Origin of the sequence: Serratia sp. Ag1, assembly GCF_000743355.1 — a bacterium.
Classification (GTDB): Bacteria; Pseudomonadota; Gammaproteobacteria; order Enterobacterales; family Enterobacteriaceae; genus Chania.
Genome location: NZ_JQEI01000011.1, coordinates 1 through 25,800 on the forward strand (window position 1 = coordinate 1; position 25,800 = coordinate 25,800).

Genomic DNA, 25,800 nt, shown 5'->3' on the forward strand with positions numbered 1-25,800 from the left:
GGGGGTTTTCTGAATACAAACAGAAGAGGCGCCGAACGGCGCCTCTGTGCAGTGCAAAAACGGCTTTAGAAACGGTAACCAGCACCGAACATAAAGACGACCGGATTCAAACGCGTATTGATACTCTGGTGTTGATCGCCAGCATCAAAGCGCACGTCGGTTTCGATATTCATCCACCATACCGACATATTCAACATCCAGTTGTTATCCAAGTTGTAGTCCAGACCTGCCGCCCCAGCCACACCCCAAGAGTTTTTCAGGTCCAGATTGCTCAATCCTGCACTCTTGCCATAATCGTTGAATTTTTCATCAAAGAACATGGTGTAGTTAAGACCCAGGCCCAGGTAAGGACGCAGTTTGTCCTGCTTGTCACCAAAGTAGTATTGTGCCATCAGCGTAGGTGGCAAATGTTTCACGCTGGCGATATCACCACTTACGGCGCTGCCCTGCAATGATACCTTGTGTTTGAAAGGCGTTGCCGCCAGCAGTTCAACACCAATGTTGTCGGTGACCATATAGCCAACGGTCAGCCCCAACTGGGTATTATTGTTAACGCCAAACGATCCCTGACCAAGAACATTATCCGAGCCCGCATTTGGGCGCACGGTTGCGGTGCCGGCACGGAACAGGAAATCACCCTCCTGATGTGCACTTGCAAACAGTGGGGCCATCATAGCCGCCAATACCACCAGAGTTGTCTTTTTCATTATCCATTCCATTTGTGTGGTTTACAGTCTCGACGAATATACCTATTAACGGGTATTTATGATCCAATCGAGATCACATCTTATGTGTAAAAATTTAAATTCATACCAAAAACAAGGAAGTCTAAGCCATTAATAAATCGAGAATTGATCTACATCAAGAAAGCGCTTTTGTTGCAAAAATGCTGCGGATTCAAATTTCAGTTGCCAAATAAATAGCGGCTGCGTAATTTCGTCGTTCATGTTGGTTTTGGTTCCTGCCCGTAACAAGTCAGTGAGCAATCAAGATGAGCGAAATTCAAAATCCCTGTATCAGTTGCGGCGCATGCTGCGGTTATTTTCGAGTGTCATTCTATTGGGCCGAAGCGGAAGATGGCGGCGGCACCGTTCCTTTATCGCTTACCGAGCCATTGAGCCCTTTTCTGCGCTGTATGCAGGGCACCAACTGCCGTTCCCCACACTGTGCAGCGCTGGAAGGTGAGATCGGCAAGACTGTCTCCTGTGCTATTTATACCAATCGCCCAACCCCGTGCCGTGAGTTTGCACAATCCGGCGAGAATGGCGTTCATAACGAGGCCTGCGATCGTGCCCGCGCACGTTATAACCTGCCGCCGCTGCCTGTCCCGTTATCGGTGATCGCTGAAGAAATAGGCGCAGCGTAACGCACGGGGTGCCACCGCAGCCCGGAACAGGGTACAATTACCGACTGATTTGTCTTTGTTCTCGACGCCAAGGAGTCTCCATGCCTATCACGGCCAACACGTTGTACCGTGACAGTTTTAACTTTTTCCGTAATCAACTGGTCAGTATTCTGTTACTGGCGCTGCTGACCGGGCTCATTTCAGTGTTGCTCAATCAGGCTTTCAGCCCTGACCTTGAACAACTGAAACTTTTGAGCACCACGGAAAGTGATTTCACCTCAACCGCCGGTATGGGAATTCAGGAAATCATTCAGCAAATGACGCCAGAGCAACAAATGGTGTTGTTAAAAGTCTCTGCTGCCGCAACGTTTTCCGCTTTAGTCGGTAACGTGCTGCTGGTGGGGGGAATGTTGACGCTGATTCGCCTGATCTCGCAAGGCGAGCGTACTAGTGCTTTGCGCGCTATCGGTACTTCTGCACCGTTGCTGCCACGCTTGCTGTTGCTGTTGTTTGTCTGCACCTTGCTGATCCAGCTTGGCTTGACGCTGTTTATCGTGCCCGGTGTACTCTTGGCAATCTCATTCTCGCTGGCGCCGGTCATTGCGATTGCTGACAAGAAAGGCGTGCTTGCCTCAATGAAACTGAGTTGCAAGCTGGCTTTCGCTAACGCCCGCGTGATTGTGCCTGCCATGATGCTGTGGTTGGCTGCCAAACTGTTGGTGCTGCTTATGGTTAGCCATCTGTCTGTGCTGACACCAAACGTCGCCAGCGTGGTCTTGACCGCACTGAGTAACCTGGTTTCTGCGCTGCTACTGATTTATCTGTCCCGGCTGTATATGTTGCTGCGCGACTGATTGTTCGCTTGATAGGTAAAAAGGGCACGCTTCGGCATGCCCTTTTTTGTCACTGCGTCGTCTGCTCAGCCTGTTCCTTACTTTGGATCAGCTTCAGAGCCAAGTAGAGATCCGGCACCAGAATCAGATCCTGATCGCGGCCCACCTTATTGATGCGGAACCAACGCGTCAGCTCAGTACGTCGCCCCGCCAGCACCAATTTCACGTTACGCTGTAACAAGTCGCGTTTTAATTCATCAATGGCCGCCAACACGCTGATATCTGCGTGCGTAAAACTGGCGACCGCATCGATCACAACCCAACGTGGTTGAAACGGCGTACCGTCAACCAGATTGAGGATCCGGCGTTTAAAATAAGCCACGTTAAAATAGGTCAAAGGTGAATTGAAGCGATACATCATCACCCCGGCAACCGCCTTTACCCCATTGTTATTGCCCATCGAGTGAATCATGCCTTCATCGTTCACCCCCAGCAATTGCTCGGTTGGGCGGAAGACGGTGCGTAAAAATTGCATCAACCCAAGCAACACGGCCAGACCGATGCCACTGATTACCCCCACCAGCAGCACGCTGAGGAAAGTAAATGCTGCCAGACGAAACGCCTGCGCATTGCGGCGACGCAAAACCCAGATCCCACGAATATCAAGCAGCGACCAGGCGGCATACATCAACACCACACCCAACCCCGCCACCGGGATAAACTGCAGCGGTTCGGTCAGAAACAGCAACACAATCGCGATCATCACCGCCGCAATGATCGAAACCAACTGGCTCTTGCCGCCGTTAGCATCATTTACCGCCGTGCGCGAATCAGCACCGCTGATAGCAAAACCTTGCGACAATGCCGAAACAATGTTCACCAGACCGAGCGCGCGGAATTCAGCATCAGCATTCACCTCGTAACCATTTTTGGCTGCAAAACTCCGAGCGGTCAGCATCATGCTGACAAAGCTCACCACCGCCAAGTTCAGCGCCGGGATCACCATATCGCGCAGTAATCCTGGTTGAAAATCTGGCCACTGTACGATCGGCAGCGTGCCGCTGAAACCGCCGACGGTAATAATCCCATGCTGTTGCAGATTCCCGGCCCAGGTGATAAAGGTCGCCAGCATAATGGCGAACAACGGAGCTGGCCAGTTTGGCCGCAGCTTTTTAACGCTAAACAACATGAGCAGCGTCAGCAAAGAAACCCCGATCGTCAACCAATCACTGCGCAAAAGGTTACCGGGTAACGCATACATTCTCTCAATCAACTGCGCTGGCGGTGTGCTAAATCCCATCACTTTGCCGATTTGATCGACAATTATGGTCACTGCCACACCGTTCAACAGCCCACTGAGAATCGGCCTGGATAACAAATCCGCCAGTGCCCCTAGCCGGAAACGGCTGGCAAGCAAACACCACGCCCCCATCATGGCGGTCATCATGATAGTCAACTGCCAATGCAACTCCAGGCTCCCTGCGGCAAGCGGCGTCACCACCGCTGCGATCACCGCACAGGTGGCCGCATCCGGGCCGATAATCAATTGACGCGATGAGCCGAAAATCGCATAGGCAATCATCGGCAAAATACAGGAATACAGCCCCACTATCGCACTGACACCGGCCAACTCGGCATAAGCAATCGCCACCGGTAACGCCACTGCCGCCACCGACAGCCCTGCACGAATATCCGCTTTCAACCAACTGCGTTCATACCCTAACAAATGAGTCAAACCAGGCGTTAACGCCTGGAGAGATTTCCACCGCATAGCTATTTTCCAAGGTAAATTATCTGTTTATATATAACGTTTACTATGCGAAGTACCGCACACGCAAGGCAGTAACCATGACAAGAATCGTAAGGTTATGCAAATTCCCGCCTAACCAGCGGAAATAAGATGACCAAACACCGATAATCAGCCCTTTCCTGCAGTACACAGATCCTGCCGAATCCGGTATAGTCGGCTCATGAACTTTTGATGGATTGATTTATGAAGCAGTTTCTTGATTTCCTGCCACTTATTGTCTTTTTCACGTTTTATAAGCTTTATGATATTTACGTTGCCTCTGGTGCCTTGATCGCGGCTACCGCTTTGGCTTTGGTCTTTACCTGGATCAAATATCGCAAGGTCGAGAAGATGACGCTGATCACCTTCGTGATGGTGGCCGTCTTTGGTACCTTGACGCTGGTATTCCATAACGATTTGTTTATCAAATGGAAAGTCACTGTTATCTACACCCTGTTCGCACTGGCATTACTGATCAGCCAACTGATTCTGAAAAAGCCACTCATCCAGCGCATGTTGGGTAACGAACTGACCCTGCCGGATAAAGTGTGGAGCAACCTCAACCTTGCTTGGGCGGTGTTCTTCCTCGCCTGCGGTCTGGCCAATATCTATGTGGCCTTCTGGTTACCGCAAGACATCTGGGTTAACTTCAAAGTCTTCGGCCTGACCGCGTTGACGCTGATCTTTACTCTGTTGAGCGGTATTTATATTTATCGCCATATGCCAGCAGAACAGAAAAAATAGCCAAAATGCCCACGCTATTTGCCGTGGGCCGGGTTTAATTCCTTTTTGATAAAGCAGACTGTGATGACACAACAACCTTTATCTAGCGGAGAGCTAGTGCTGCGTACGCTGGCGATGCCTGCGGATACCAACGCCAACGGTGATATTTTCGGCGGCTGGCTGATGTCACAGATGGATATTGGTGGAGCGATCCAGGCAAAAGAAATTGCTGAAGGCCGCGTGGTGACCGTGCGCGTTGACGGAATAACCTTCCTGAAACCGGTCGCGGTTGGTGATGTAGTCTGCTGCTATGCCCGTTGCATCCGCACTGGTCACAGCTCGATTACTGTTAATATAGAAGTGTGGGTGAAGAAGGTTTCTTCAGCCCCGATTGGCCAGCGTTATCGCGCCACCGAAGCGGTATTTACCTATGTAGCGGTGGATGCTGCTGGCAGCCCCCGTGCCCTGCCAGAGGGTAAAACGAACTTCCGCGTTGACGCCGAAGAGTAAGCACCGAAAAGGGCTGCCAGGCAACAAGGCAGCCTTTTTTGTATTCAGAAAACCCCCAGCTAGGCTGGGGGTTCCGTAAAGCTTCCAGCTTTGAGTCGGCTCTTTTAATGGCCAGTAACGCTTGTGGTCAGGTAGCAACAAAGCACCTCTGGAGATAGATAAGCCGCTAATAGTTGATGAGAAAGGCTTAGCGCATACCCGATGAATGAGAGAAGTCCCCACACGTTACTTATTCAGTGTCTTGGGGGGTAAGTACAAAGGAAACTGTCATATGCGCTAAGGAAGATATGTGTATAGAAAGATGTGATGGTAACTACAGTCGCCCTTACATTGATGTAGCCCGTTTACGGGCAGTAAGTAACAGAAGTAATGCAAATGTGAGGTAGTCATGCGCCTGTTAGGGCGCGGCAGGTAAGAGAGCCTTACAGGCGCATATGAAAAACCTCCGGCTATGCCGGAGGATATTTATTAACGGTATCAGTTCAGATCGGTTGAACCATCAATTTTGAAGATAAAGCTTTTCGTCAGATTCTGCGCGGCTTTAGGCTCATAACGCCATTTACGCATTGCCTGTTTCGCTTCGCGTTCAAACATGTTGCGTGGCTCGGCAGACAGAATACGGATATTGGTCACGCGCCCATCACTATCAATGTCATACTGCACTTTTACCCTACCTTCAATTTGCAATGCCAAGGCCCGCGCTGGATATATAGGTTTAGTCAGGCTCAAGGCTTTTGGCCCCAACTCGCGTGAATTGCCTGGCGCGGGTGCGCTAGGAGCCTGTTTAACCGGGGCTTTATCGATGGGTTTAGCCTGTGAATCATTCTCAAAAGGCGAAGGCTCACGCGGTTCGGCTTTCTTCACTTCACGTTTCAGCGGTTTTTCAACCTTCGGTTTGGGCTTCGGTTTCGGGATCGCGACCGGCACCGGTATGGGCTCTGGAAGCGGTTCAGGCTCCACCTGGGGCTCCTGTTCTACCTGCGGTTCGGGTTCTGATGCAGGCGGTGGCTCAGCCAACGACGCCATATTGACCACCATGACACTCATGGGCGCATCTTCCTGCTTTGGTATTTTCATCACTTCTTTTACCGAAGCGTAGAGCAAGGCGGCCACCAAGGCGCTGTGCAAACCAACGGAAAGGGCAATAGGTACAGAAAAACGGCGTATAAGGAACATCTTTTTTAGCGGCATAATGATTCTTTTCCTCTTATCCGCTAAGTTTAAATGCAAATGGTTATCATATTCAATAAGAGACGACAAACTATCGCTTTAATCGTGATAAAACCAACAGCTTCTTGAGATATTAACCTTTACGCAGACCTTTCCTGGCATTTTTTGCGTCTATTTTTAATCTTTCCGGCATGTCCGTATGAAATTTTGCGGATTAGCGTTTCCTTGCCACCGGTTTTACGCTAATTTGATGTTGCCGTTCTATAACAATGATTTTAAAGGTGAAATATGCTTTATCTGATCTACTCACAAGACGTGCCCGGCTCACTGGAAAATCGCTTGGCAGCTCGCCCAGCACACTTGGCGCGCCTGCAGGCGCTGCGTGATGAAGGCAGGCTCGTCGTTGCTGGCCCTAACCCGGCGATCGACAGCAACGATCCCGGTAGCGCCGGTTTTACGGGATCTACCGTGATCGCAGAATTCGCGTCTCTGGAAGCCGCAAAAGTCTGGGCTCAACAAGACCCTTACGTCGCCGCTGGCGTGTATGCAGATGTCACAATAAAACCTTTCAAGCAGGTGTTTTAAGCAAAAAAAAGCCAGCACGGAGATGGCTGGCCAATTGGGTTCTTCGAGGGGATACTTGTTAGTAAATAGTTATGTGCTAACCATACTCCCTGAATGATGTGGTCGCCACCTATCGCTACGATAGGTTAATCATGGCGAACAACATCATTGAGAACCCATTTTTGCATATCGGCAAACATGTCTTCCCACTCCTGCTGGCCGATATCCATAAATCCAAAGTAACGCAGCATAAAAGCCCCTTCGGTCGCTAAAAACGCCAGCCGTGCCTTTTTCCCTTGTTCGGTGCTCAAATCCAAATCCTGGATACGGCCACGATACCACTCGCGGGTGCTGCTCAGATGTTCCGGCGTTTGGATTAACGTGGCCATCAACCCAGCCGCCTTGGCACTGGATGCCTGATCGGAACTGCGTGTCGCCTGCATATGCGCCTGCACGATGGTGAGCGGTGCCGGATCGCTGCCCGCAATGCTGTCAAAAACTGTGTCGTAGGCTTTGCCCCAACGTTCGAACATCGCATCAATCAAAGCATCTTTATTGCCAAAGCAGTATTGCACACCCCCTTTGGAAATCCCCATGGCTTTAGCGACTGAATCAATGGTTAACCCAGCGGCTCCCTGAGTCGCCACGATCTCCTCTGCTACATCCAGCACTTTGTCACGATCGATGCTTCGTTGACGGCCCATTAAGAAATTTCCTTTTCAATACGAACGTATGGATTTATATTATAAGCAGTATACCACTGCAGAAACGGGGTGGTTACCACAAGATGGCGCAGCCGCGCTGTCGATTCTTTAGGATACGATTATGCACGCCCAAAACCGTTGGTTGATCCTGGTCATGATCTCCAGCGCATTATTTTTAATCATTACCGATATGACGGTACTTTATACTGCCCTGCCACGGCTGACCGAGGCACTGAACGCTACCGCATCACAAAAACTCTGGATCGTGAATGCCTATCCACTAGTAGTCGCCGGATTGCTGCCAGGCGCTGGCATGCTAAGCGATCGCGTCGGCCACAAAAAAATGTTTATCGCTGGGCTACCCGTTTTTGCTCTGGCTTCGTTATGTGCCGCCTTTTCCCCTAGCGCTCAATGGCTGATTGCGGCACGAGCGTTTCTGGCCATCGGTGCCGCCATGATGATGCCTGCCACACTGTCTATCGTGCGTCATGTGTTTACCGATGAACGCGAGCGGGCACTGGCGATCGGCATCTGGGCAGCGGTTGCCTCTGGTGCTGCAGCACTTGGGCCAGTCGTCGGCGGAGCTTTGCTGGCCTATTTCTGGTGGGGAGCGGTGTTTTTGATTAACGTGCCGGTCGTAATGCTGGTATTACCTTTGGCAGGCTACTTTATCCCACAATGTGGCGGCGACAAAAAACGCCCCTGCGATGTGATGGGCTCGATACAAATCATGCTCGGCCTGGTTGCAGCCATCTATGCGTTGAAAGAATTAAGCAAACCCACCCTTTCATTACGCGATTTTGCGATTGCAGTCACCTTCGGCATCCTGTTTCTGACGCTATTTGTTCGCCGTCAGCGGCAAGCTCTGCACCCCATGATCGACTTCTCTCTGTTTCGCAACCGCATGTTTGCCAGCGGTGTCGGTGTGGCGATCATGTCGATGATCGCGCTGGTCGGGGTCGAACTGGTTCTGAGTCAACGTCTGCAACTGGTACTGGGGATGTCCCCCTTAGTGGCTGCGCTGTTTATTCTCCCGATTCCAGTAGCTTCCGCGCTGGCTGGGCCATTGGCCGGGATGTTGATGCCACGCTATGGTGAACGCAGTATGCTAATTGGTGGTTTTGCTCTCACCGCGCTGGGTATTCTTGGCGTTGTCCTCTGGTATCAAGGCAACGTAGTGATGCAGCTTATTTGTCTGTTTATTATCGGTTTTGGTCTTGGTGGCGCGATTACTGCCGCCTCTACCGCCATCATGCTGAATGCCCCCGAAGAGAAAGCCGGTATGGTGGCTTCTATTGAGGATGTTTCCTGGGAACTGGGCGGCGTATTAGGCATCACGCTGTTGGGTGGTTTAATGACGGCAGTTTATAGCCACAGCCTGGCATTGCCCGACAGCCTGCCGGTTGACGATCTGGCCTATGACAGTATTGATGAGGCACTGCGATTAGCAGCAAATATGGGGGCTGACAGTGCCGCCAGACTGGCCCACCTGGCTCGCGCAGCCTTCGATCAGGCATTTATCGCCGTCCTGGTTGCCGCAGCCATACTGGTTAGCCTGAGTGCTGGCGTATTAAAGTTCGCCCTGCGTCAGTAAAGGCTCTACTCTTTTAGTACTATCGGTTTAAACGATTATATTGATACCTGCTACCGTCTTTAACCTTGGGATTAATCCAGTTACCGTATTGATATTGAACGTTGGAACAGTCAATCAGGAGAAGATTATTATGGCAACGGCAAAGAAAACAGCAAAAACCCATATCGGCCTAGATATTAAACAATCCGTAAAACTCGCTGAAGCATTGAATGCCCTGTTGGCGAACTATCAGGTGCTGTATATGAACGTGCGCGGCTATCATTGGAATATTTCTGGTCCGCACTTCTTTGAACTGCACGTTAAATTTGAAGAAACCTATAACGATCTGCTGCTCAAAGTTGACGAACTGGCTGAACGTATCCTGACCTTGGGTTCCCAACCACGTCACGCTTTTAGTGACTATCTGAAAACGGCAGACATCAAAGAAGATACCAACGTGACTGACGATAAAGGCACGCTGCGCGGTCTGCTGAGCGGTTATGCCATTTTGCTGCAACAGCAGCGCGAATTGCTGGCACTGGCCGCAGACGCTGGCGATGAAGGTACCTCTTCGCTGATGAGTGATTACATTAAAGAGCAGGAAAAACAGGTGTGGATGTTGAACGCCTATCTGGGTAAATAATCCTTAGTACCAAACAAAACAGTCCCATCGGGGACTGTTTTGTTTTACCACTCGTAAGCCACTACGAACAACAATGCACGGCGGTGCTGATCGTCTAACCGGCTGCGCACACGAATAATATGCCGGTTGTTGCATGACTGACGTTCCAGCCAATGGTGCCTGCGCCGCTGGCGTAACCTGAGCATTCTCCAGCGTCCCACTTCGTTTCTACTGCGTCTCATCGTTGTATCACCCATCCAATGCCAGTCGCGCGCATTATAGTCTTTTCGGCCAGCGATCCAAGTTGCTCCTCACTTGTGCTGGCAATCGAACTGACTCATAAATGGTAAATCTGGGCATTTTCGCTCACGGCTTTGCGTCAACCTTTTTTATGTAACTTAAGTACAGGGAAAGGGTTTCACCTTTACCATTCTGTGCGTACACTCACTATTGACAGTTTGTGGATGGGATTTTTCGCCTTTATGACAACATTTTATACTGTAATCAGTTGGCTTCTCTTGTTCGGTTACTGGCTAATTATTGCCGGGGTAACATTGCGGATTCTGATGCGGCGGCGCACTGTTCCTTCCGCCATGGCCTGGCTGCTGGTGATCTATATTCTGCCGTTAGTGGGAATCGTCGCCTATCTCTCTTTTGGTGAATTGCACTTAGGTAAACGCCGTGCCGAACGCGCCAAAGCCATGTGGCCTTCAACCGCCCGTTGGCTGAATGAGCTGAAAGAAAGCCGCCGGATTTTCGCCACAGAATACAGTGAGGTTGCTCGCCCGCTGTTCCAGCTTTGCCATCACCGGCAAGGTATTGATGGTGTCAAAGGTAACCAGTTGCAGTTGCTCACCACCACCGACAATACGCTGAAAGCGTTGACTCGTGATATTGAACTGGCACAGCACAATATTGAGATGGTCTTTTACATCTGGCAACCAGGGGGATTGGTCGATCAGGTGGCTGAAGCGCTGATGGCCGCCGCACGTCGTGGGGTGCATTGCCGTTTGATGCTCGATTCCGCTGGCAGCGTGCAATTCTTCCGCAGCCCCTACCCTGGTATGATGCGCAACGCCGGGATTGAAGTGGTCGAAGCACTCAAAGTAAATCTGTTCCGCGTATTCCTGCGGCGCATGGATTTACGCCAGCACCGTAAGATCGTGCTGATCGATAATTACATCGCTTACACGGGCAGCATGAACATGGTTGACCCACGCTTCTTCAAGCAAGATGCGGGAGTCGGCCAGTGGGTCGATCTGATGGCCCGAACAGAAGGTCCGGTCGCCACCACCATGGGGATTGTTTATGCCTGTGACTGGGAGATCGAGACCGGCAAACGTATTCTGCCACCACCACCTGACGTCAATATCATGCCATTCGAGCAGGAAAGCGGCCACACTATTCAAGTTATTGCATCCGGCCCGGGTTTCCCTGAAGAGATGATCCACCAGGCGTTACTCACTGCGGTTTATTCCGCTCGTGAGCAACTGATTATGACCACGCCTTACTTCGTCCCCAGTGACGATCTGTTGCATGCCATTTGCACGGCAGCACTGCGCGGCGTTGAGGTCAGCATCATCGTTCCGCACGACAATGATTCGATGATGGTCCGTTGGGCCAGCCGCGCTTTCTTCTCCGAACTGTTGGAAGCCGGGGTGAAAATTTACCAGTTTAAAGGCGGGTTGCTGCACACCAAGAGCGTGCTGGTTGACGGCCAGCTCAGCCTGGTGGGCACAGTCAATCTGGACATGCGCAGCCTGTGGCTGAACTTTGAAGTCACCTTGGTGATTGACGATGCCGGTTTCGGCAGCGATTTGGCCTGTGTGCAAGATGATTACATCGCTCGCTCGCAATTACTGGATGGGCAAGAGTGGCTGAAACGCCCATTCTGGCACCGCATCGTTGAGCGTTTGTTCTACTTTTTCAGTCCGTTGCTGTAAAAGCCACGGCGGGCATGGTTTAATAATGCCAACTCATTTGTTATCGGGATTTTTTATGGATTTGAATAATCGCCTTACCGAAGATGAAACGCTGGAGCAGGCTTACGATATCTTCCTGGAATTGGCTGGCGACAACCTGGATCCGGCAGACATCATACTGTTTAACCTGCAATTTGAAGAGCGTGGTGGCGCAGAGCTGTACGATCCGGCTGAAGACTGGCAGGAGCACGTGGATTACGATCTTAACCCGGATTTTTTTGCTGAAGTGGTCATTGGTTTAGCTGACAACGAGGGCGAACCGATTAACGATGTATTTGCCCGCATCCTGATTTGCCGCGAGAAAGACCACAAGCTGTGCCATATCTTGTGGAAAGAGTAAGAGCCTCATTGAGATAAAAAACCTGCCATCGGCAGGTTTTTTATTGCTCACTCGTCAATCACAACGGATCGACTTTCAGGCAAGAGACCGCATGGCGGAAACTGCCTTCCAGCAACGGGCGGGTTTTGCCGCACTCCGGCCCAGCGATCGGGCAGCGCGTGCGGAACACACAGCCAGAAGGTGGGTTGATCGGTGATGGTAATTCCCCTTCCAGCAGTTGGATCTGCTTATCACGCTCTTTATCGGGATCAGGAATCGGTACTGCTGACATCAGCGCCTTGGTATAAGGGTGCTGCGGATTATGGTACACCTCATCATAGGTTCCCAACTCAACCGCATGGCCCAAATACATCACCAGCACACGATCGGAAATATGCTTCACCACCGCCAAATCGTGAGCGATAAAGATCAGCGAAAGCCCCATCTCACGCTGTAATTGCTGTAACAGATTCACGACCTGTGCCTGAATCGAAACATCCAGCGCCGAGACCGGTTCATCACAGATCACCAGTTTTGGCTCCAGGATCAAGGCACGGGCAATGCCGATACGTTGGCATTGCCCGCCAGAAAACTCGTGCGGATAGCGGTTGATCAGGTTTGGTAGCAGGCCAACCTTCATCATCATCGCTTTCACCTTGTCCTTCACTTCCTGGCGCGGCATTTTCGGGTGATAGGTTCGCAGCGGCTCAGCAATAATTTCACCAATGGTCATACGCGGATTAAGCGAAGCCAGTGGATCCTGGAAAATCATTTGAATGTCGCTACGCGTATTGCGCCAATCCGCATCACTCATTCCCAGCAGATCTTTACCCAACCAGGCAACTCGGCCACTGGTGGCTTTCACCAAGCCGATAATCGCGCGGGCGAAAGTGGATTTACCACAGCCAGACTCTCCCACCACACCCAAGGTTTCGCCTTCGAACAGCCGTAAGGTGACCCCATCTACCGCTTTCAGGGTTTTCGGTGCCTGCCAGAACCACTGTTTATCATCGTGAATGTCAAAATGAACTTTTAAATCGGCCACTTCGAGCAACACTTTTTTATCAGTTGCGGTCATACCAAGGCCTCCACAGGGTTGAAACAGGCACGCAGACGCCCTTCAGCAAACGGCTCCAACGGCGGAGCGTTCACGCACTGCTCCATGGCATACGGGCAACGCGGCTGGAACGGGCAACCTTTCGGCAAGCGCAACAGGTTTGGTGGATTCCCTGGAATGGTCAGCAACGCGCCATTCTCTGCATCTAAACGTGGTACCGCATTCAGTAACCCAATGGAGTAAGGGTGGCTTGGACGATAGAACACATCGCGCGCGCTGCCATATTCCATCGTTCGCCCAGCATACATCACCAATACTTTGTTACAGATCCCCGCCACCACGCCCAAATCGTGGGTAATCATAATGATTGCGGTATTAAATTCGCGCTTCAACTCGTTCAGCAGCGTCATGATTTGTGCCTGCACCGTCACATCCAGCGCAGTTGTCGGCTCATCGGCGATCAGCAATTTAGGCCGACATAGCAATGCCATAGCAATCATCACCCGTTGGCGCATACCGCCGGAAAACTCATGTGGATACATGCGCATGCGTTTACGCGCCTCTGGCATTTTGACCGCATCCAACAGTTGTACCGACTCTTCAAACGCTTCACTTTTACTCATCCCCTTATGCAACATCAGCACTTCCATCAGTTGCTCACCCACACGCATATAAGGGTTAAGTGAAGTCATCGGGTCTTGAAAGATCATTGAGATCTCTTCTGCCCGCAGCTTGTTAAGCTCATTTTCCGGCAGATTGAGGATTTCACGGCCATTAAACTTCGCCGATCCACCGATGCGACCATTGCTGGCCAGCAAGCCCATCAGCGCAAAAGCCGTCTGCGATTTGCCGGAACCAGACTCCCCGACGATCCCCAGCGTTTCGCCCGCGCGCAGATCGAAGTTCAGATCGTTAACCGCCGTGACCTCACCGTCCGGCGTAGCAAAGGTGACACGCAGATCGTTGACGTCCAGCAACAACGGATTTTCAATAATGTTCATGATGGCACTCCTTAACGATCTTTCGGATCGAGGGCATCACGCAGGCCATCGCCGATAAAGTTGAAACAAAACAGAGTGACAACCAGGAAACCGGCTGGGAACAGCAGCAACCACGGTGAAACTTCCATCGAGTTGGCACCATCGCTGAGCAATGCGCCCCAACTGCTTAACGGCTCCTGCGTGCCTAACCCCAGGAAACTGAGGAAGGATTCAAACAGGATCATGCTCGGCACCAGCAACGATGCATAAACCACCACCACTCCCAGTACGTTTGGCACAATGTGGCGCAACACGATATTGCGGGTCGAAACACCACACACCAGCGCCGCTTCGATGAACTCTTTACGCTTCAGGCTCAGGGTCTGGCCGCGCACAATACGTGCCATATCCAGCCACGACACCATACCGATCGCCACAAAAATCAATAGGATATTCTGGCCAAAGAACGTGACCAGCAGGATCACGAAGAACATAAACGGGAAAGAATTTAGGATCTCCAGTAGACGCATCATCACCGAGTCAATCTTGCCCCCCAGATAACCGGACGTCGCGCCATACAACGTGCCTACCACCACCGCCACCAGTGCGGCGGCGACACCGACCATCAGCGAAATACGCCCGCCAATCGCCACACGCACCAGCAGATCGCGACCGGAAGAATCCGTGCCAAAATAGTGAGCAGACTCAATGCTTGGTGCCGCCGACATCATTGCCCAGTCGGTATCGTCATAAGCAAATTGCGACAACATCGGGGCAAAGAATACAAATAGGGTGATCAACGCCAAGACAAACAGGCTGGTCACCGCCGCGCGGTTATGCACAAAGCGCCGACGCGCATCCTGCCATAGGCTACGCCCTTCAACCTCGAGCTTTTCGCTGAAGTTTTCCAGAGCTTCGCTGTTCTTTTTCGTCAACATAATGCGTGCTCCAGATTAATAGCGGATTTTCGGATCGATCACGGCGTACAGCACGTCAACGATCGCGTTGAACAGAATCGTCAAAGCACCCACCAGAATGGTCAGGCTCAGAACCAGCGAGTAATCACGGTTCAGCGCGCCGTTGACAAATAGCTGACCAATCCCCGGCAGACCATAGATAGTTTCAATCACCATGGAACCGGTGATAATGCCGACAAACGCAGGCCCCATATAAGACAACACGGGTAACAATGCAGGCTTCAACGCATGGCGGAAGATAATCCGACGCATCGGCAGGCCTTTGGCGCGTGCAGTGCGGATAAAGTTGGAGTGCAGCACTTCAATCATTGAACCACGCGTAATACGGGCGATGCTGGCGATGTAGGCCAGCGACAATGCCACCATCGGCAGGAGCATGAACTTCAGCGCCCCACCGTTCCAGCCGCCACCGGGCAACCATTTCAAGGTGATGGCAAAAATCAGTACCAGCAAGGGGGCGACCACAAAACTGGGGATCACCACCCCGGTCATGGCAAACCCCATTACCGTGTAGTCCCATTTGGTGTTCTGCTTCAGCGCAGCGATCACCCCGGCACTGACACCCAGCACCACCGCCAGCATAAAGGCAGCAAAACCGAGCTTGGCCGAAACCGGAAAGGAAGCCGCCACTAAATCGTTAACCGAATAGTCTTTATATTTAAACGACGGGCCGAAATCGCCTTTCGACAGTTGCACTAAATAATGCCCGTACTGTTTCCAGATCGGATCGTTCAGATGGTATTTGGCTTCAATATTGGCCATGACTTCTGGCGGTAACGCGCGCTCGCCGGTAAATGGGCTACCGGGTGCCAAACGCATCATAAAGAAAGAGATGGTGATAAGAATAAATAGTGTCGGGATCGCCTCTAACAGGCGACGAAAGATAAATTTAAGCATAGCCCTGCTCCAGCCTGATAACGGCTTATCGTCTGAAAATGGGCCTGCGGCTTGTGCCACCGGCCCTTACCGTATCAATGCTTGATAATGTACAGATTTTTGTCGTACACGTTATCAAGCGGGTCGGTCTCGGTGTAGCCACCAACATAAGGCTTCACCAAACGGGCATTCACGTAGTAGTAAACTGGCGCGATAACCGAGTCTTTATCCAACTGGGCCTCGGCTTTCTGATAGAGCGCAGCGCGTTCTTCTTTAGTTTTGGCTTGCAGTGTGTCAGCCACTAACTTATCGAACACCGGGTTTTTATAATGTGAGGTGTTGTTGCTGCTGTCAGACAGCATGGTATTCACAAAAGCACTAGGTTCATTGTAGTCAGCACACCAGGCAGCACGTGCCACGTCATAATTGCCCTGATGGCGGCTATCCAGGAAAGTTTTCCACTCCTGATTCACCAGCTTCACATCCACCCCCAGGTTTTTCTTCCAGATCGAGGCGGCAGCGATCGCCAGTTTTTTATGTAAATCGGAGGTGTTGTACAACAGCGAGAAGGCCAACGGTTTATCGGGGCCATACCCTGCCTCGGTCAACAGCTTTTTAGCTTCTTCGTTACGTTTGTCCTGCGTCCAGCCGAACCACTCTGGCGCGGTCATTTTTGCGCCATCAACGTAAGGAGGGGTATAACTGTAAGCTGGCAAATCACCCTGATTTTTGACTTTATTGACGATGATATCGCGGTCCAGCCCCAGTTTGAGCGCCTCACGCACACGGGCATCGTTAAACGGCGCTTTCTGGTTGTTCATTTCGTAATAGTAGGTACAGACATACGGCGCGATGCGAACTTCGTTCGGGATCTCTTTTTTCAGCTTCTGGAACAGTTCGATCGGCAAGTTATTATAGGTCATGTCGATCTCACCGGTACGATAGCGGTTTACATCGGTCACTTCCGATGAGATCGGCAGGAAGGTCACTTTATTGATCACAGTTTTAGCGTTATCCCAATATTCCGGGTTACGCTCCAGCACGATACGTTCGTTGACTACCCAGTCTTTCAGCTTATAAGCGCCATTACTAACGTAGTTTTGTGGCAGAGTCCATTTCTCGCCAAACTTCTCCACCGCCTCTTTATTGACCGGCTTCATGGCGTAGTGCTGGGTCATTTCCACCAGATAAGGCACCGGCTCGGTCAGCGTGACCTGGAAGGTGTGATCGTCAATCGCTTTCACGCCCAGGGTGGATTTGTCTTTTTTACCGGCAATGATGTCATCGACGTTCTCTACGTGGGCATATTGCAGGTAGCTGGCATAAGGGGATGCGGTTTTCGGATCGACGATACGCTGCCAGCTATAGACGAAATCCTGTGCCGTTACCGGTTGGCCATTCGACCACTTGGCATCTTTGCGCAGATGGAAGGTCCACACTTTAAAGTCTTTATTATCCCAGCTCTCTGCCACGCCCGGCACGATGGCACCTTTCGGGTCCGTGTTGGCTAGCCCTTCAAGCAGATCGCGGGTCACGTTGTTTTCTGGGACCCCTTCAATTTTGTGTGGATCGAGAGACTGCACTTCTGAACCATTGTTTTTAACGATTTCCTGCTTGTCTGCCAGTTGCACACCTGCTGGCACTTCTGCAGCGATAACGTTTCCCACTGCAGCAATACCTAACGCTGCGATAATGCCTGCCGCCAATAGCGATTTACTTGTGATGTTGTTCATTTCATTCACTCCCGTTTTTATTATCGCAGAGCCATCATAGACCCTGCGTTACCCGCTAATCGGGTATGGTTTTAGCCAACTACCGCAGAACGATACGGCACGGCCCTGCTCCCGTATTACCTGTTGCTACCAGTAATACCCCTCATTACTGCTTGATGATGTAAAAGCTTCAGAAGCCACTCGAATTATTTGGGATATATTTCGAAACATTGAGTAAAAATCCAAATAAAACGACAGTCACAAAATTCGCTCCTGACTTACAGGAAAACCTAAGAATTATCGGCAATAAAGTTGCTCGGAAATTAGCAGAAGCCAAAATCCTTAGCCAATAATTTTTGCAAATTTGTTAAGCATTTCGCTTTTATCCCTCAGAGGCTTGCCGAGTGCTGTCTCGATAAAAATCACTCCACCATTTTAATTACATGATTTTATTGAGCAAATGAAAGAGTACTCAGAAAACACTCCAGTTACTCAGAAATACGCCACTCTAAGAAACATTTAGTTAACAAACAAGCAGTTCAAAGAATAAACACCTACTTAGATGCGGTTAGTCACTAATAACATCTGGATGAAACGGAGACAAGCCCTACAGAATGATGTGACTAAATTAACAGCAAACGTGCTCTGGTATGGGGAAACAAGTTTATGAAAAGTCTCGGGAATAAAGTGTATACCCAAAATAATTCGAGTTGCTTGTAGGCGGCAACGGAGCGAAGCCCCAGGAGCTTACTCAGGTAAGTGACTGGGGTGAGTGAAGGCAGCCAACACCCAAGCAACTTGAAGTATGACGGGTATAGTCGCTTTATTAGGCAATAAAACAAAACGTGGCCTGCACTGTAACGAAATAGAATAGAAAGCAAACAGATACTGCCGTTTATTAAAGCAGAATAAGATCTAAGTTGAATGATTAAAAAATAATTTAAGTCAGTAATTAATCTATACCCAAAATAACTCGAGTTGCTTGTAGGCGGCAACTGAGCGAAGCCCCAGGAGCTTACTCAAGATCGTTCCTGGGGTAAGTGACAAATCTGCGAAAGCAGATTTGAACGCTGCTTGCAGCGGCCCCGAAGGGGCGAGGCCCAGTATGGGCCGAGTAACGCAGCCAACACCCAAGCAACTTGAAGTATGACGGGTATATACCCAAGCAACTGGGCATAGATAGCAACCTAATTTCTGAGGCTGCTGTGTAAATGTTGTGAGGGATATTCGCTGGCAGGCTCTAACTACAGCAACCCAGGGAATATCGCTTTGATCCCAGTGACGATAAATTCGATACCCAATGCCATTAGCAGCAGACCCATGATACGCGTTACGACGTTGATCCCGGTTTGCCCCAGCAAACGCACCAACAGTGGTGCGGCTCGGAACAGCAGCCAACAGCAGAAAGCAAACACCGCAACGGCCAGGCTAAAACCCAGCAGATTTTGCCAGCTGTGATAGCGCGAACTCCAGACAATCGTTGAACTGATCGCTCCAGGCCCCGCCATCAGCGGCAATGCCAACGGGACTACGCCAATACTTTCACGGATTGCGCTCTCTGACTTTTCTTGTTTGTTCTGTTTGTCTTCACCTAATTTGCCACTGATCATCGACATCGCAATACTGACTACCAGGATCCCGCCCGCAATGCGGAACGAGTCGATGGAAATGCCAAATATCCGCAGTATAGCCTCGCCTAAAAACAGCGACGTCCACAAAATAATGGCGACCGACAGGTTGGCAGTCAGGTTGGTTTTATTACGCCCGGCCTCCGCCTGATAGCTGGTCATACTGATGAAGACCGGTAAGATACCTACCGGGTTTACCAGTGCAAACAAGCCAACAAAAAACTTGATGTAGACGGAAAAATCCAACAGAGATTGGCCCACGAAAAACTCCGCATTGATAGCTGTAGAAAGAGACACTGCCGATGCGCGCTAATGTAATAGAATTGTGTCCGGTAATCCATCCACCAGGCGCAGCATTTTTCTCTATGGCTCCATCATGTTACAAACCAATTCCCTATTGTTAACCAAGTGTATAGCTATTGATCTTTGCAGTGTGAAAACAGCTCAGACATGCCTATTAATGAGAATAACTATCAACAAAACCATGCTGAAAGGTGTCAGCTTGCGATTTTTATGATGTAAATCACAAAACAACTACTCAAGAATAGTTAAGCTCTTAGCCATAGTCAGAAGGTAGAACAGGTTTCAAGAGTAAAATCGTTGTCTGTACCACCGCCTGAACTGCAAGCTCTTTAAGTTAATCAGCCATACGCAGCGCATAAAGATAGGAAAGCCGTAGTACCTTAACAGACGCCTTCCTTTCACAAGTCTATACTAGTTGCTCGAACGGCTTATTTACTGAAAGAGTTTAACATTATCAGGAGAGCATTATGGCTGTAACGAATGTCGCTGAACTGAACGAGCTTGTAGCACGTGTCAAAAAAGCCCAGCGCGAGTATGCCAACTTCACACAAGAACAAGTTGATAAGATTTTCCGCGCTGCTGCCCTCGCCGCTGCCGATGCCCGAATTCCTTTGGCTAAAATGGCCGTTGAAGAATCAGGCATGGGGATCATTGAAGACAAAGTTATCAAGAACCACTTTGCTTCCGAATATATCTACAACGCTTATAAAGATGAAAAAACCTGCGGTATCCTCTCTGAAGATGATACTTTCGGTACTATCACTATCGCTGAACCCATTGGCCTGATTTGCGGTATCGTACCGACCACCAACCCAACGTCTACTGCCATCTTCAAAGCGCTGATCAGCCTGAAGACCCGTAACGGTATTATTTTCTCTCCGCACCCACGTGCGAAAAATGCCACTAACAAAGCGGCTGATATTGTGTTGCAGGCCGCTATCGCTGCGGGTGCGCCAAAAGATATCGTCGGCTGGATCGATCAACCTACCGTTGACCTCTCTAACCAACTGATGCATCACCCGGACATCAACCTGATTCTGGCTACCGGTGGCCCTGGCATGGTGAAAGCAGCCTACAGCTCCGGCAAACCGGCTATCGGCGTAGGTGCTGGTAACACCCCGGTCGTGGTTGATGAAACCGCCGATATCAAACGCGTTGTTGCTTCTATCCTGATGTCGAAAACTTTCGACAGCGGCGTAATCTGTGCGTCTGAACAGTCGGTTATCGTGGTGGATTCTGTGTACGATGCCGTTCGCGAGCGTTTCGCCTCCCACGGTGGCTACCTACTGCAGGGTAAAGAGCTGAAAGCCGTTCAGGATATCATCCTGAAGAATGGTGGCCTGAATGCCGCCATCGTGGGGCAATCTGCACCGAAGATCGCTGAAATGGCCGGTCTTAAAGTCCCTGCCAATACCAAGATCCTGATCGGTGAAGTGAAACTGGTTGACGAATCCGAGCCGTTTGCCCACGAAAAACTGTCGCCGACTCTGGCGATGTACCGTGCCAAAGACTTCGAAGACGCAGTCAGCAAAGCCGAGAAACTGGTCGCCATGGGCGGTATCGGCCACACCTCTTGCCTGTACACCGATCAAGACAACCAGACTGCGCGCGTTGAATATTTTGGCGACAAGATGAAAACCGCACGTATTCTGATCAATACCCCGGCATCTCAGGGCGGTATCGGTGATCTGTACAACTTTAAACTCGCACCATCGCTGACGCTGGGCTGCGGTTCCTGGGGTGGTAACTCCATCTCTGAAAACGTCGGTCCAAAACACCTGATCAACAAGAAAACTGTAGCGAAGCGAGCAGAAAACATGTTGTGGCACAAACTTCCTAAATCAATCTACTTCCGCCGTGGCTCATTGCCTATCGCGCTGGAAGAAGTGGCTACCGATGGGGCAAAACGCGCCTTTATCGTAACCGACCGCTACCTGTTCAATAACGGCTATGCCGATCAGATCACCAAAGTTCTGAAATCGCACGGTATTGAAACCGAAGTGTTCTTTGAAGTTGAAGCTGACCCAACGTTGAGCATCGTGCGCAAAGGTGCCGAGCAGATGAACTCCTTCAAGCCAGACGTGATCATCGCGCTGGGTGGTGGTTCACCAATGGACGCAGCGAAAATCATGTGGGTGCTGTACGAACATCCTGAAACCCACTTCGAAGACCTGGCCCTACGCTTTATGGATATCCGTAAGCGTATCTATAAGTTCCCGAAAATGGGCGTGAAAGCGAAGATGATCGCTGTCACTACCACTTCAGGTACCGGTTCAGAAGTCACGCCGTTTGCGGTTGTAACCGACGACGCTACCGGCCAGAAATACCCGCTGGCAGACTATGCGCTGACCCCGGATATGGCGATTGTCGATGCCAACCTGGTGATGAACATGCCAAAATCCCTGTGCGCCTTCGGCGGCCTGGATGCGGTCACTCACGCCCTGGAAGCCTATGTTTCTGTACTGGCCAACGAATATTCAGACGGCCAGGCACTGCAAGCGCTGAAGCTGCTGAAGGAATATCTGCCAGTCAGCTATAAAGAAGGTGCGAAAAACCCGGTAGCACGTGAGCGTGTTCACAACGCTGCGACCATCGCCGGTATTGCATTTGCTAACGCCTTCCTGGGAGTATGCCACTCAATGGCCCACAAACTGGGTTCTGAGTTCCATATTCCACATGGTTTGGCCAACGCCATGTTGATCTCGAACGTTATCCGTTATAACGCTAACGATAACCCAACCAAGCAGACTGCATTCAGCCAGTACGACCGCCCACAGGCGCGTCGCCGTTACGCTGAGATCGCCGATCACCTCGGCCTGAGCGCTGCGGGCGACCGCACGGCTCAGAAGATCGAGAAACTGCTGAAATGGCTGGACGAGATCAAAGCGGAACTGGGCATCCCTGCTTCTATCCGGGAAGCTGGTGTGCAGGAAGCGGACTTCCTGGCGAAAGTTGACAAACTGTCTGAAGATGCGTTTGATGACCAATGTACTGGGGCTAACCCACGCTATCCGCTGATTGCCGAACTGAAGCAAATCATGCTGGATACCTTCTATGGCCGTGAATTCAGCGAAGCCACAGAAGAAGTTGCAGCTGCGGCGCCTGTTGCTGCCAAAGCCGAGAGAAAGTCCAAGAAATAAGCCATGTGCTTAACTGACAAAAAACCCGCCTTTTTGGCGGGTTTTTTATATCCATAGAGACAGCATCAAGTGCATTCTGCACGTTTAAATGGCAATCCGGACGTTTCTACCGATATCCTGTTAAAACCGCACAGAGGCCACCATAAGCCACTGTGATATCATTCCCGTGCCTTTATCGCTTCTTTGTAATGCTTGCGACATACGGATACATAGCTTTCATTACCACCGATAACCACCTGCTCGCCCGCATGCAGCGCCTGCCCGTTTTCGTCCAAACGCAACACCATATTGGCTTTGCGACCACAGTGGCAAATGGTTTTCAGCTCTACCAGTTTATCGGCCCAAGCCAATAAATAATGGCTGCCAATAAACAGTTCACCAAGAAAATCCGTTCGCAAACCGTAACACAATACCGGAATATCTAATTGATCAACCACCTCACACAGCTCCTCGACCTGCATTCTGGTCAGGAACTGGCTCTCATCCACCAGAACGCAATGTACGGGTTGTTGCTGATGTTCCTGGTTAATCATGGCATACAGTTGAGTACCGTTATTATAGAGTTGCGCTTGTGACGACAACCCAATTCGGGAACTGACTTTACCCACGCCAAAACGGTGATCTATTTCAGCCGTAAACACCAACGTCCGCATACCACGTTCTTGATAATTATATGAAGATTGTAATAACGCGGTAGATTTTCCCGCATTCATAGCAGAGTAATAGAAATAAAGCTGAGCCATGGCCCGCGACTCCAGTGGTATAAGAAATATTCAGTTAAAATGCACTTTCCAGTGTAGCATATCCGCTCGTCAGACTCAGCCTGACAAAGGGCCATTATCGGGACAAGTAATAGGCCCGTTTGTCAATGAAGCTTTTTGCCGCAAACCTTGCCCGTTTTTACATCTATTTACAGAATGAGCCCCCTAATCCATCACAATTTAATTATTACTAATCATTAACCAAACTCATTAATGATGACTCAATGGCCATGAGAAAGCTTACAAACTCCCTGCCAACAAGTCTGGTCCGATGCTATTAAAAGCCTTGCTACCTATTACTAGGGGGGATAATTACAATCCAGCAGGATATGATGTTGCTGACGTTATCTTTACCTACTACCCACTTTGTTCACGCCGCCTGCATCTTTTGTCAGTGATTAAGCCCACGGGGCTTACGCTCATATTGTCATTAGGTACAATTATAACTGCCCGACGAAATGCTTTTCCGCTTGATGAACATACCTTTCAGGCTAAGAATTTAGCTTAAAATCACGTAGCGTAATAGTTAGATTCTCAGGTGCTATTAGCAAGACAGTTCTCAATATTGGGTTTTTAAAAGATAAATTTAAGATCTCTTTCAATTTGGCTATTGCAGAAAGGAAAAGAGCACTCTATTATTATCCAAAGCCCCCCACCACTAATTTAATTTGAGACTAGAACAATGAGCGAAGCATTAAAGATTTTGAACAACATCCGTACTCTACGTGCACAGGCTAGAGAATGCAGCTTGGAAACACTGGAAGAGATGCTTGAGAAATTGGAAGTTGTTGTTAACGAGCGTCGTGATGAAGACAGCCAAGCTCAAGCAGAAATTGAAGAGCGTACTCGCAAACTGCAACAATATCGTGAAATGCTGATTGCTGATGGTATTGATCCAAACGAATTGCTGCAAACAATGGCTGCTACTAAAGCCGCTGGCAAAGCAAAACGTGCTGCGCGCCCAGCTAAATACCAATATAAAGATGAAAACGGCGAAATGAAAACCTGGACTGGCCAGGGCCGTACCCCAGCTGTGATTAAAAAAGCTCTCGAAGAGCAGGGAAAATCCTTAGACGATTTCCTGCTGTAATAGCTTTTCCAGCTAACTCAAAAAGCTCCCGATGGGGGCTTTTTGCTTTTCACCCCCACCTGTCTTTTTACTTAATGACTTAACATCCATATGAAAAAAGAGGCCATAGCCTCTTTTTTATCCTGTTCACTTACTGAACTTTATAAAACGTTTTATACCACTCAACAAAACGCTTAACGCCTTCTTCAACGCTGATTTCAGGTTTAAATCCAATAGCCTGGTAAAGTTCTTCAGTATCTGCGCTGGTATCCATAACGTCACCAGGCTGCATCGGCAGCATATTTTTGCGTGCAGTGATGCCTAATGCATTCTCCAACGCATGAATATACTCCATCAGCTTCACAGGGCTGCTATTGCCGATATTATAAACATGATATGGCGCAGAGCTGATTGCTGGAGAACCTTGCTCAACCGTCCAATTAGCATTAGGTTGCGGAACAATGGCCTGTAAACGCACCACGGCTTCGGTAATATCATCGATGTACGTGAAGTCACGATGCATCTCACCGTGGTTATATACATCAATGCTTTCACCTGCCAATATCGCTTTGGTGAATTTAAACAATGCCATATCCGGACGCCCCCAAGGGCCATACACGGTGAAAAAACGTAACCCAGTAGTCGGCAACCCATATAAGTGAGAATAACTATGGGACATCAATTCATTAGCTTTCTTGGTCGCTGCATACAGAGAGATTGGGTGATCAACCGAATCCTCAGTCGAAAATGGCAGCTTACGATTAAGGCCATATACCGAGCTGGATGAGGCGTACACTAAATGCCCTACTTTATTATGCCGACACCCCTCAAGAATGTTCAGATGACCAATCAAGTTTGAATCAGCATATGCCAGCGGATTCTCTAACGAATAACGCACCCCAGCCTGAGCACCCAGATGAATCACCCGTTCAAACTGATGCTCAACGAAAAGCCCGGCAATACCGCTGCGATCGGCCAAATCCAGCTTGATAAATTGGAATGCCGGCTTATCAGCCAGCATTCCAAGCCGCGCCAACTTCAGGCCGACATCATAATAATCATTCAGGTTGTCGATACCGACAACCTGATGCCCAGCGGCTAACAAACGCTCTATTACATGATACCCAATAAAACCTGCAGCGCCTGTAACCAGGAATTTCATA

The 25,800-nt window shown here is 49.9% G+C and carries 24 protein-coding genes; 11 read left to right on the plus strand and 13 right to left on the minus strand.

The window, feature by feature from the left end:
* Positions 1-65: 65 nt before the first annotated feature.
* Complete coding sequence (gene ompW, locus IV04_RS06310) at positions 66-707, minus strand: outer membrane protein OmpW (RefSeq protein ID WP_152562822.1); 642 nt, start codon at positions 705-707, stop codon at positions 66-68.
* A gap of 284 nt (positions 708-991) precedes the next feature.
* Between ompW and IV04_RS06315 the strand changes: the two genes are divergently transcribed.
* Together IV04_RS06315 and IV04_RS06320 are read left to right on the plus strand one after the other, a co-directional pair.
* Positions 992-1,366, plus strand: a complete 375-nt coding sequence (locus IV04_RS06315) for a YkgJ family cysteine cluster protein (RefSeq protein WP_037399101.1) — start codon at positions 992-994, stop codon at positions 1,364-1,366.
* An 80-nt stretch (positions 1,367-1,446) separates the two neighbouring features.
* The gene (locus tag IV04_RS06320) at positions 1,447-2,199 is read left to right on the plus strand and encodes a YciC family protein (protein WP_037399098.1); all 753 of its coding nucleotides are present in this window, start codon (positions 1,447-1,449) and stop codon (positions 2,197-2,199) included.
* A gap of 49 nt (positions 2,200-2,248) precedes the next feature.
* On the opposite strand, the gene IV04_RS06325 is transcribed toward IV04_RS06320, so the two are convergent.
* On the minus strand, positions 2,249-3,949 hold the full coding sequence (locus IV04_RS06325) for a SulP family inorganic anion transporter (protein ID WP_037399096.1): 1,701 nt from the start codon (positions 3,947-3,949) through the stop codon (positions 2,249-2,251).
* A 222-nt stretch (positions 3,950-4,171) separates the two neighbouring features.
* Between IV04_RS06325 and IV04_RS06330 the strand changes: the two genes are divergently transcribed.
* Together IV04_RS06330 and yciA are read left to right on the plus strand one after the other, a co-directional pair.
* On the plus strand, positions 4,172-4,711 hold the full coding sequence (locus IV04_RS06330) for a septation protein A (protein ID WP_037399093.1): 540 nt from the start codon (positions 4,172-4,174) through the stop codon (positions 4,709-4,711).
* A 63-nt stretch (positions 4,712-4,774) separates the two neighbouring features.
* Complete coding sequence (gene yciA, locus IV04_RS06335; protein ID WP_037399089.1) at positions 4,775-5,200, plus strand: acyl-CoA thioester hydrolase YciA; 426 nt, start codon at positions 4,775-4,777, stop codon at positions 5,198-5,200.
* Positions 5,201-5,677: 477 nt separating this feature from the next.
* Here the strand turns inward: yciA and tonB are convergent, their stop codons facing one another.
* Positions 5,678-6,391 (minus strand): TonB system transport protein TonB, encoded by a 714-nt coding sequence (gene tonB, locus IV04_RS06340; RefSeq protein ID WP_037399086.1) that lies wholly within the window; start codon positions 6,389-6,391, stop codon positions 5,678-5,680.
* A 267-nt stretch (positions 6,392-6,658) separates the two neighbouring features.
* On the opposite strand from tonB, the gene IV04_RS06345 reads away from it, so the two are divergent.
* Entirely contained in the window at positions 6,659-6,955 is a 297-nt protein-coding gene (locus tag IV04_RS06345) for a YciI family protein (RefSeq protein WP_037399083.1), read from the plus strand.
* 125 nt (positions 6,956-7,080) lie between these two features.
* Here the strand turns inward: IV04_RS06345 and IV04_RS06350 are convergent, their stop codons facing one another.
* Positions 7,081-7,638 (minus strand): TetR/AcrR family transcriptional regulator, encoded by a 558-nt coding sequence (locus IV04_RS06350; protein ID WP_037399080.1) that lies wholly within the window; start codon positions 7,636-7,638, stop codon positions 7,081-7,083.
* 121 nt (positions 7,639-7,759) lie between these two features.
* Between IV04_RS06350 and IV04_RS06355 the strand changes: the two genes are divergently transcribed.
* Entirely contained in the window at positions 7,760-9,232 is a 1,473-nt protein-coding gene (locus tag IV04_RS06355) for an MFS transporter (RefSeq protein WP_037399077.1), read from the plus strand.
* A gap of 130 nt (positions 9,233-9,362) precedes the next feature.
* Positions 9,363-9,854, plus strand: coding sequence for a Dps family protein (locus IV04_RS06360; RefSeq protein ID WP_037399075.1), 492 nt, complete (start codon positions 9,363-9,365; stop codon positions 9,852-9,854).
* A gap of 44 nt (positions 9,855-9,898) precedes the next feature.
* Here the strand turns inward: IV04_RS06360 and IV04_RS25075 are convergent, their stop codons facing one another.
* A complete protein-coding gene (locus IV04_RS25075; protein WP_072010845.1) occupies positions 9,899-10,075 on the minus strand; it encodes a YciY family protein in 177 nt (58 codons plus the stop codon).
* Positions 10,076-10,315: 240 nt separating this feature from the next.
* Here IV04_RS25075 and cls point away from each other — a divergent pair, with 240 nt between their 5' ends.
* Complete coding sequence (gene cls / locus IV04_RS06365) at positions 10,316-11,776, plus strand: cardiolipin synthase (protein WP_037399072.1); 1,461 nt, start codon at positions 10,316-10,318, stop codon at positions 11,774-11,776.
* A 55-nt stretch (positions 11,777-11,831) separates the two neighbouring features.
* On the plus strand, positions 11,832-12,155 hold the full coding sequence (locus IV04_RS06370) for an HI1450 family dsDNA-mimic protein (protein WP_037399069.1): 324 nt from the start codon (positions 11,832-11,834) through the stop codon (positions 12,153-12,155).
* A gap of 58 nt (positions 12,156-12,213) precedes the next feature.
* On the opposite strand, the gene oppF is transcribed toward IV04_RS06370, so the two are convergent.
* From oppF to IV04_RS06400, 6 genes are all read right to left on the minus strand, one after another.
* Positions 12,214-13,212, minus strand: coding sequence for a murein tripeptide/oligopeptide ABC transporter ATP binding protein OppF (gene oppF / locus IV04_RS06375; protein ID WP_037399067.1), 999 nt, complete (start codon positions 13,210-13,212; stop codon positions 12,214-12,216).
* On the minus strand, positions 13,209-14,192 hold the full coding sequence (locus IV04_RS06380) for an ABC transporter ATP-binding protein (RefSeq protein ID WP_037399064.1): 984 nt from the start codon (positions 14,190-14,192) through the stop codon (positions 13,209-13,211). The genes oppF and IV04_RS06380 overlap by 4 nt, the downstream gene beginning before the upstream one ends.
* Before the next feature lie 11 nt (positions 14,193-14,203).
* The gene (gene oppC, locus IV04_RS06385) at positions 14,204-15,112 is read right to left on the minus strand and encodes an oligopeptide ABC transporter permease OppC (protein WP_037399061.1); all 909 of its coding nucleotides are present in this window, start codon (positions 15,110-15,112) and stop codon (positions 14,204-14,206) included.
* Between the two features lie 12 nt (positions 15,113-15,124).
* Complete coding sequence (gene oppB, locus IV04_RS06390) at positions 15,125-16,045, minus strand: oligopeptide ABC transporter permease OppB (protein WP_037399059.1); 921 nt, start codon at positions 16,043-16,045, stop codon at positions 15,125-15,127.
* Positions 16,046-16,119: 74 nt separating this feature from the next.
* A complete protein-coding gene (gene oppA, locus IV04_RS06395) occupies positions 16,120-17,757 on the minus strand; it encodes an oligopeptide ABC transporter substrate-binding protein OppA (RefSeq protein WP_037399056.1) in 1,638 nt (545 codons plus the stop codon).
* A gap of 1,223 nt (positions 17,758-18,980) precedes the next feature.
* Entirely contained in the window at positions 18,981-19,625 is a 645-nt protein-coding gene (locus tag IV04_RS06400; protein WP_037399053.1) for a YchE family NAAT transporter, read from the minus strand.
* Between the two features lie 509 nt (positions 19,626-20,134).
* On the opposite strand from IV04_RS06400, the gene adhE reads away from it, so the two are divergent.
* A complete protein-coding gene (gene adhE, locus IV04_RS06405; RefSeq protein ID WP_037399051.1) occupies positions 20,135-22,807 on the plus strand; it encodes a bifunctional acetaldehyde-CoA/alcohol dehydrogenase in 2,673 nt (890 codons plus the stop codon).
* A 158-nt stretch (positions 22,808-22,965) separates the two neighbouring features.
* Here adhE and IV04_RS06410 read toward each other — a convergent pair whose 3' ends face one another.
* Positions 22,966-23,550: a thymidine kinase gene (locus IV04_RS06410; RefSeq protein ID WP_037399048.1), complete on the minus strand. Its 585-nt coding sequence runs from the start codon at positions 23,548-23,550 to the stop codon at positions 22,966-22,968.
* Between the two features lie 700 nt (positions 23,551-24,250).
* Here IV04_RS06410 and hns point away from each other — a divergent pair.
* Complete coding sequence (hns, locus tag IV04_RS06415) at positions 24,251-24,658, plus strand: histone-like nucleoid-structuring protein H-NS (RefSeq protein WP_037399045.1); 408 nt, start codon at positions 24,251-24,253, stop codon at positions 24,656-24,658.
* Positions 24,659-24,788: 130 nt separating this feature from the next.
* Here the strand turns inward: hns and IV04_RS06420 are convergent, their stop codons facing one another.
* On the minus strand, positions 24,789-25,799 hold the full coding sequence (locus IV04_RS06420; RefSeq protein ID WP_037399040.1) for an NAD-dependent epimerase: 1,011 nt from the start codon (positions 25,797-25,799) through the stop codon (positions 24,789-24,791).
* Position 25,800: the final 1 nt, after the last annotated feature.

Bases quoted from the DNA above. Each gene is read 5' to 3' on its own strand.
- IV04_RS06370 (WP_037399069.1), top strand. From the start codon at position 11,832: ATGGATTTGAATAATCGCCTTACCGAAGATGAAACGCTGGAGCAGGCT.
- IV04_RS06315 (WP_037399101.1), top strand. From the start codon at position 992: ATGAGCGAAATTCAAAATCCCTGTATCAGTTGCGGCGCATGCTGCGGT.
- IV04_RS06350 (WP_037399080.1), bottom strand. From the start codon at position 7,638: ATGGGCCGTCAACGAAGCATCGATCGTGACAAAGTGCTGGATGTAGCA.
- IV04_RS06325 (WP_037399096.1), bottom strand. From the start codon at position 3,949: ATGCGGTGGAAATCTCTCCAGGCGTTAACGCCTGGTTTGACTCATTTG.
- oppA (WP_037399056.1), bottom strand. From the start codon at position 17,757: ATGAACAACATCACAAGTAAATCGCTATTGGCGGCAGGCATTATCGCA.
- ompW (WP_152562822.1), bottom strand. From the start codon at position 707: ATGAAAAAGACAACTCTGGTGGTATTGGCGGCTATGATGGCCCCACTG.
- IV04_RS25075 (WP_072010845.1), bottom strand. From the start codon at position 10,075: ATGAGACGCAGTAGAAACGAAGTGGGACGCTGGAGAATGCTCAGGTTA.
- IV04_RS06410 (WP_037399048.1), bottom strand. From the start codon at position 23,550: ATGGCTCAGCTTTATTTCTATTACTCTGCTATGAATGCGGGAAAATCT.
- cls (WP_037399072.1), top strand. From the start codon at position 10,316: ATGACAACATTTTATACTGTAATCAGTTGGCTTCTCTTGTTCGGTTAC.
- oppB (WP_037399059.1), bottom strand. From the start codon at position 16,045: ATGCTTAAATTTATCTTTCGTCGCCTGTTAGAGGCGATCCCGACACTA.
- IV04_RS06380 (WP_037399064.1), bottom strand. From the start codon at position 14,192: ATGAACATTATTGAAAATCCGTTGTTGCTGGACGTCAACGATCTGCGT.
- oppF (WP_037399067.1), bottom strand. From the start codon at position 13,212: ATGACCGCAACTGATAAAAAAGTGTTGCTCGAAGTGGCCGATTTAAAA.
- IV04_RS06320 (WP_037399098.1), top strand. From the start codon at position 1,447: ATGCCTATCACGGCCAACACGTTGTACCGTGACAGTTTTAACTTTTTC.
- IV04_RS06360 (WP_037399075.1), top strand. From the start codon at position 9,363: ATGGCAACGGCAAAGAAAACAGCAAAAACCCATATCGGCCTAGATATT.
- IV04_RS06330 (WP_037399093.1), top strand. From the start codon at position 4,172: ATGAAGCAGTTTCTTGATTTCCTGCCACTTATTGTCTTTTTCACGTTT.
- hns (WP_037399045.1), top strand. From the start codon at position 24,251: ATGAGCGAAGCATTAAAGATTTTGAACAACATCCGTACTCTACGTGCA.
- tonB (WP_037399086.1), bottom strand. From the start codon at position 6,391: ATGCCGCTAAAAAAGATGTTCCTTATACGCCGTTTTTCTGTACCTATT.
- adhE (WP_037399051.1), top strand. From the start codon at position 20,135: ATGGCTGTAACGAATGTCGCTGAACTGAACGAGCTTGTAGCACGTGTC.
- yciA (WP_037399089.1), top strand. From the start codon at position 4,775: ATGACACAACAACCTTTATCTAGCGGAGAGCTAGTGCTGCGTACGCTG.
- IV04_RS06420 (WP_037399040.1), bottom strand. From the start codon at position 25,799: ATGAAATTCCTGGTTACAGGCGCTGCAGGTTTTATTGGGTATCATGTA.
- IV04_RS06345 (WP_037399083.1), top strand. From the start codon at position 6,659: ATGCTTTATCTGATCTACTCACAAGACGTGCCCGGCTCACTGGAAAAT.
- IV04_RS06355 (WP_037399077.1), top strand. From the start codon at position 7,760: ATGCACGCCCAAAACCGTTGGTTGATCCTGGTCATGATCTCCAGCGCA.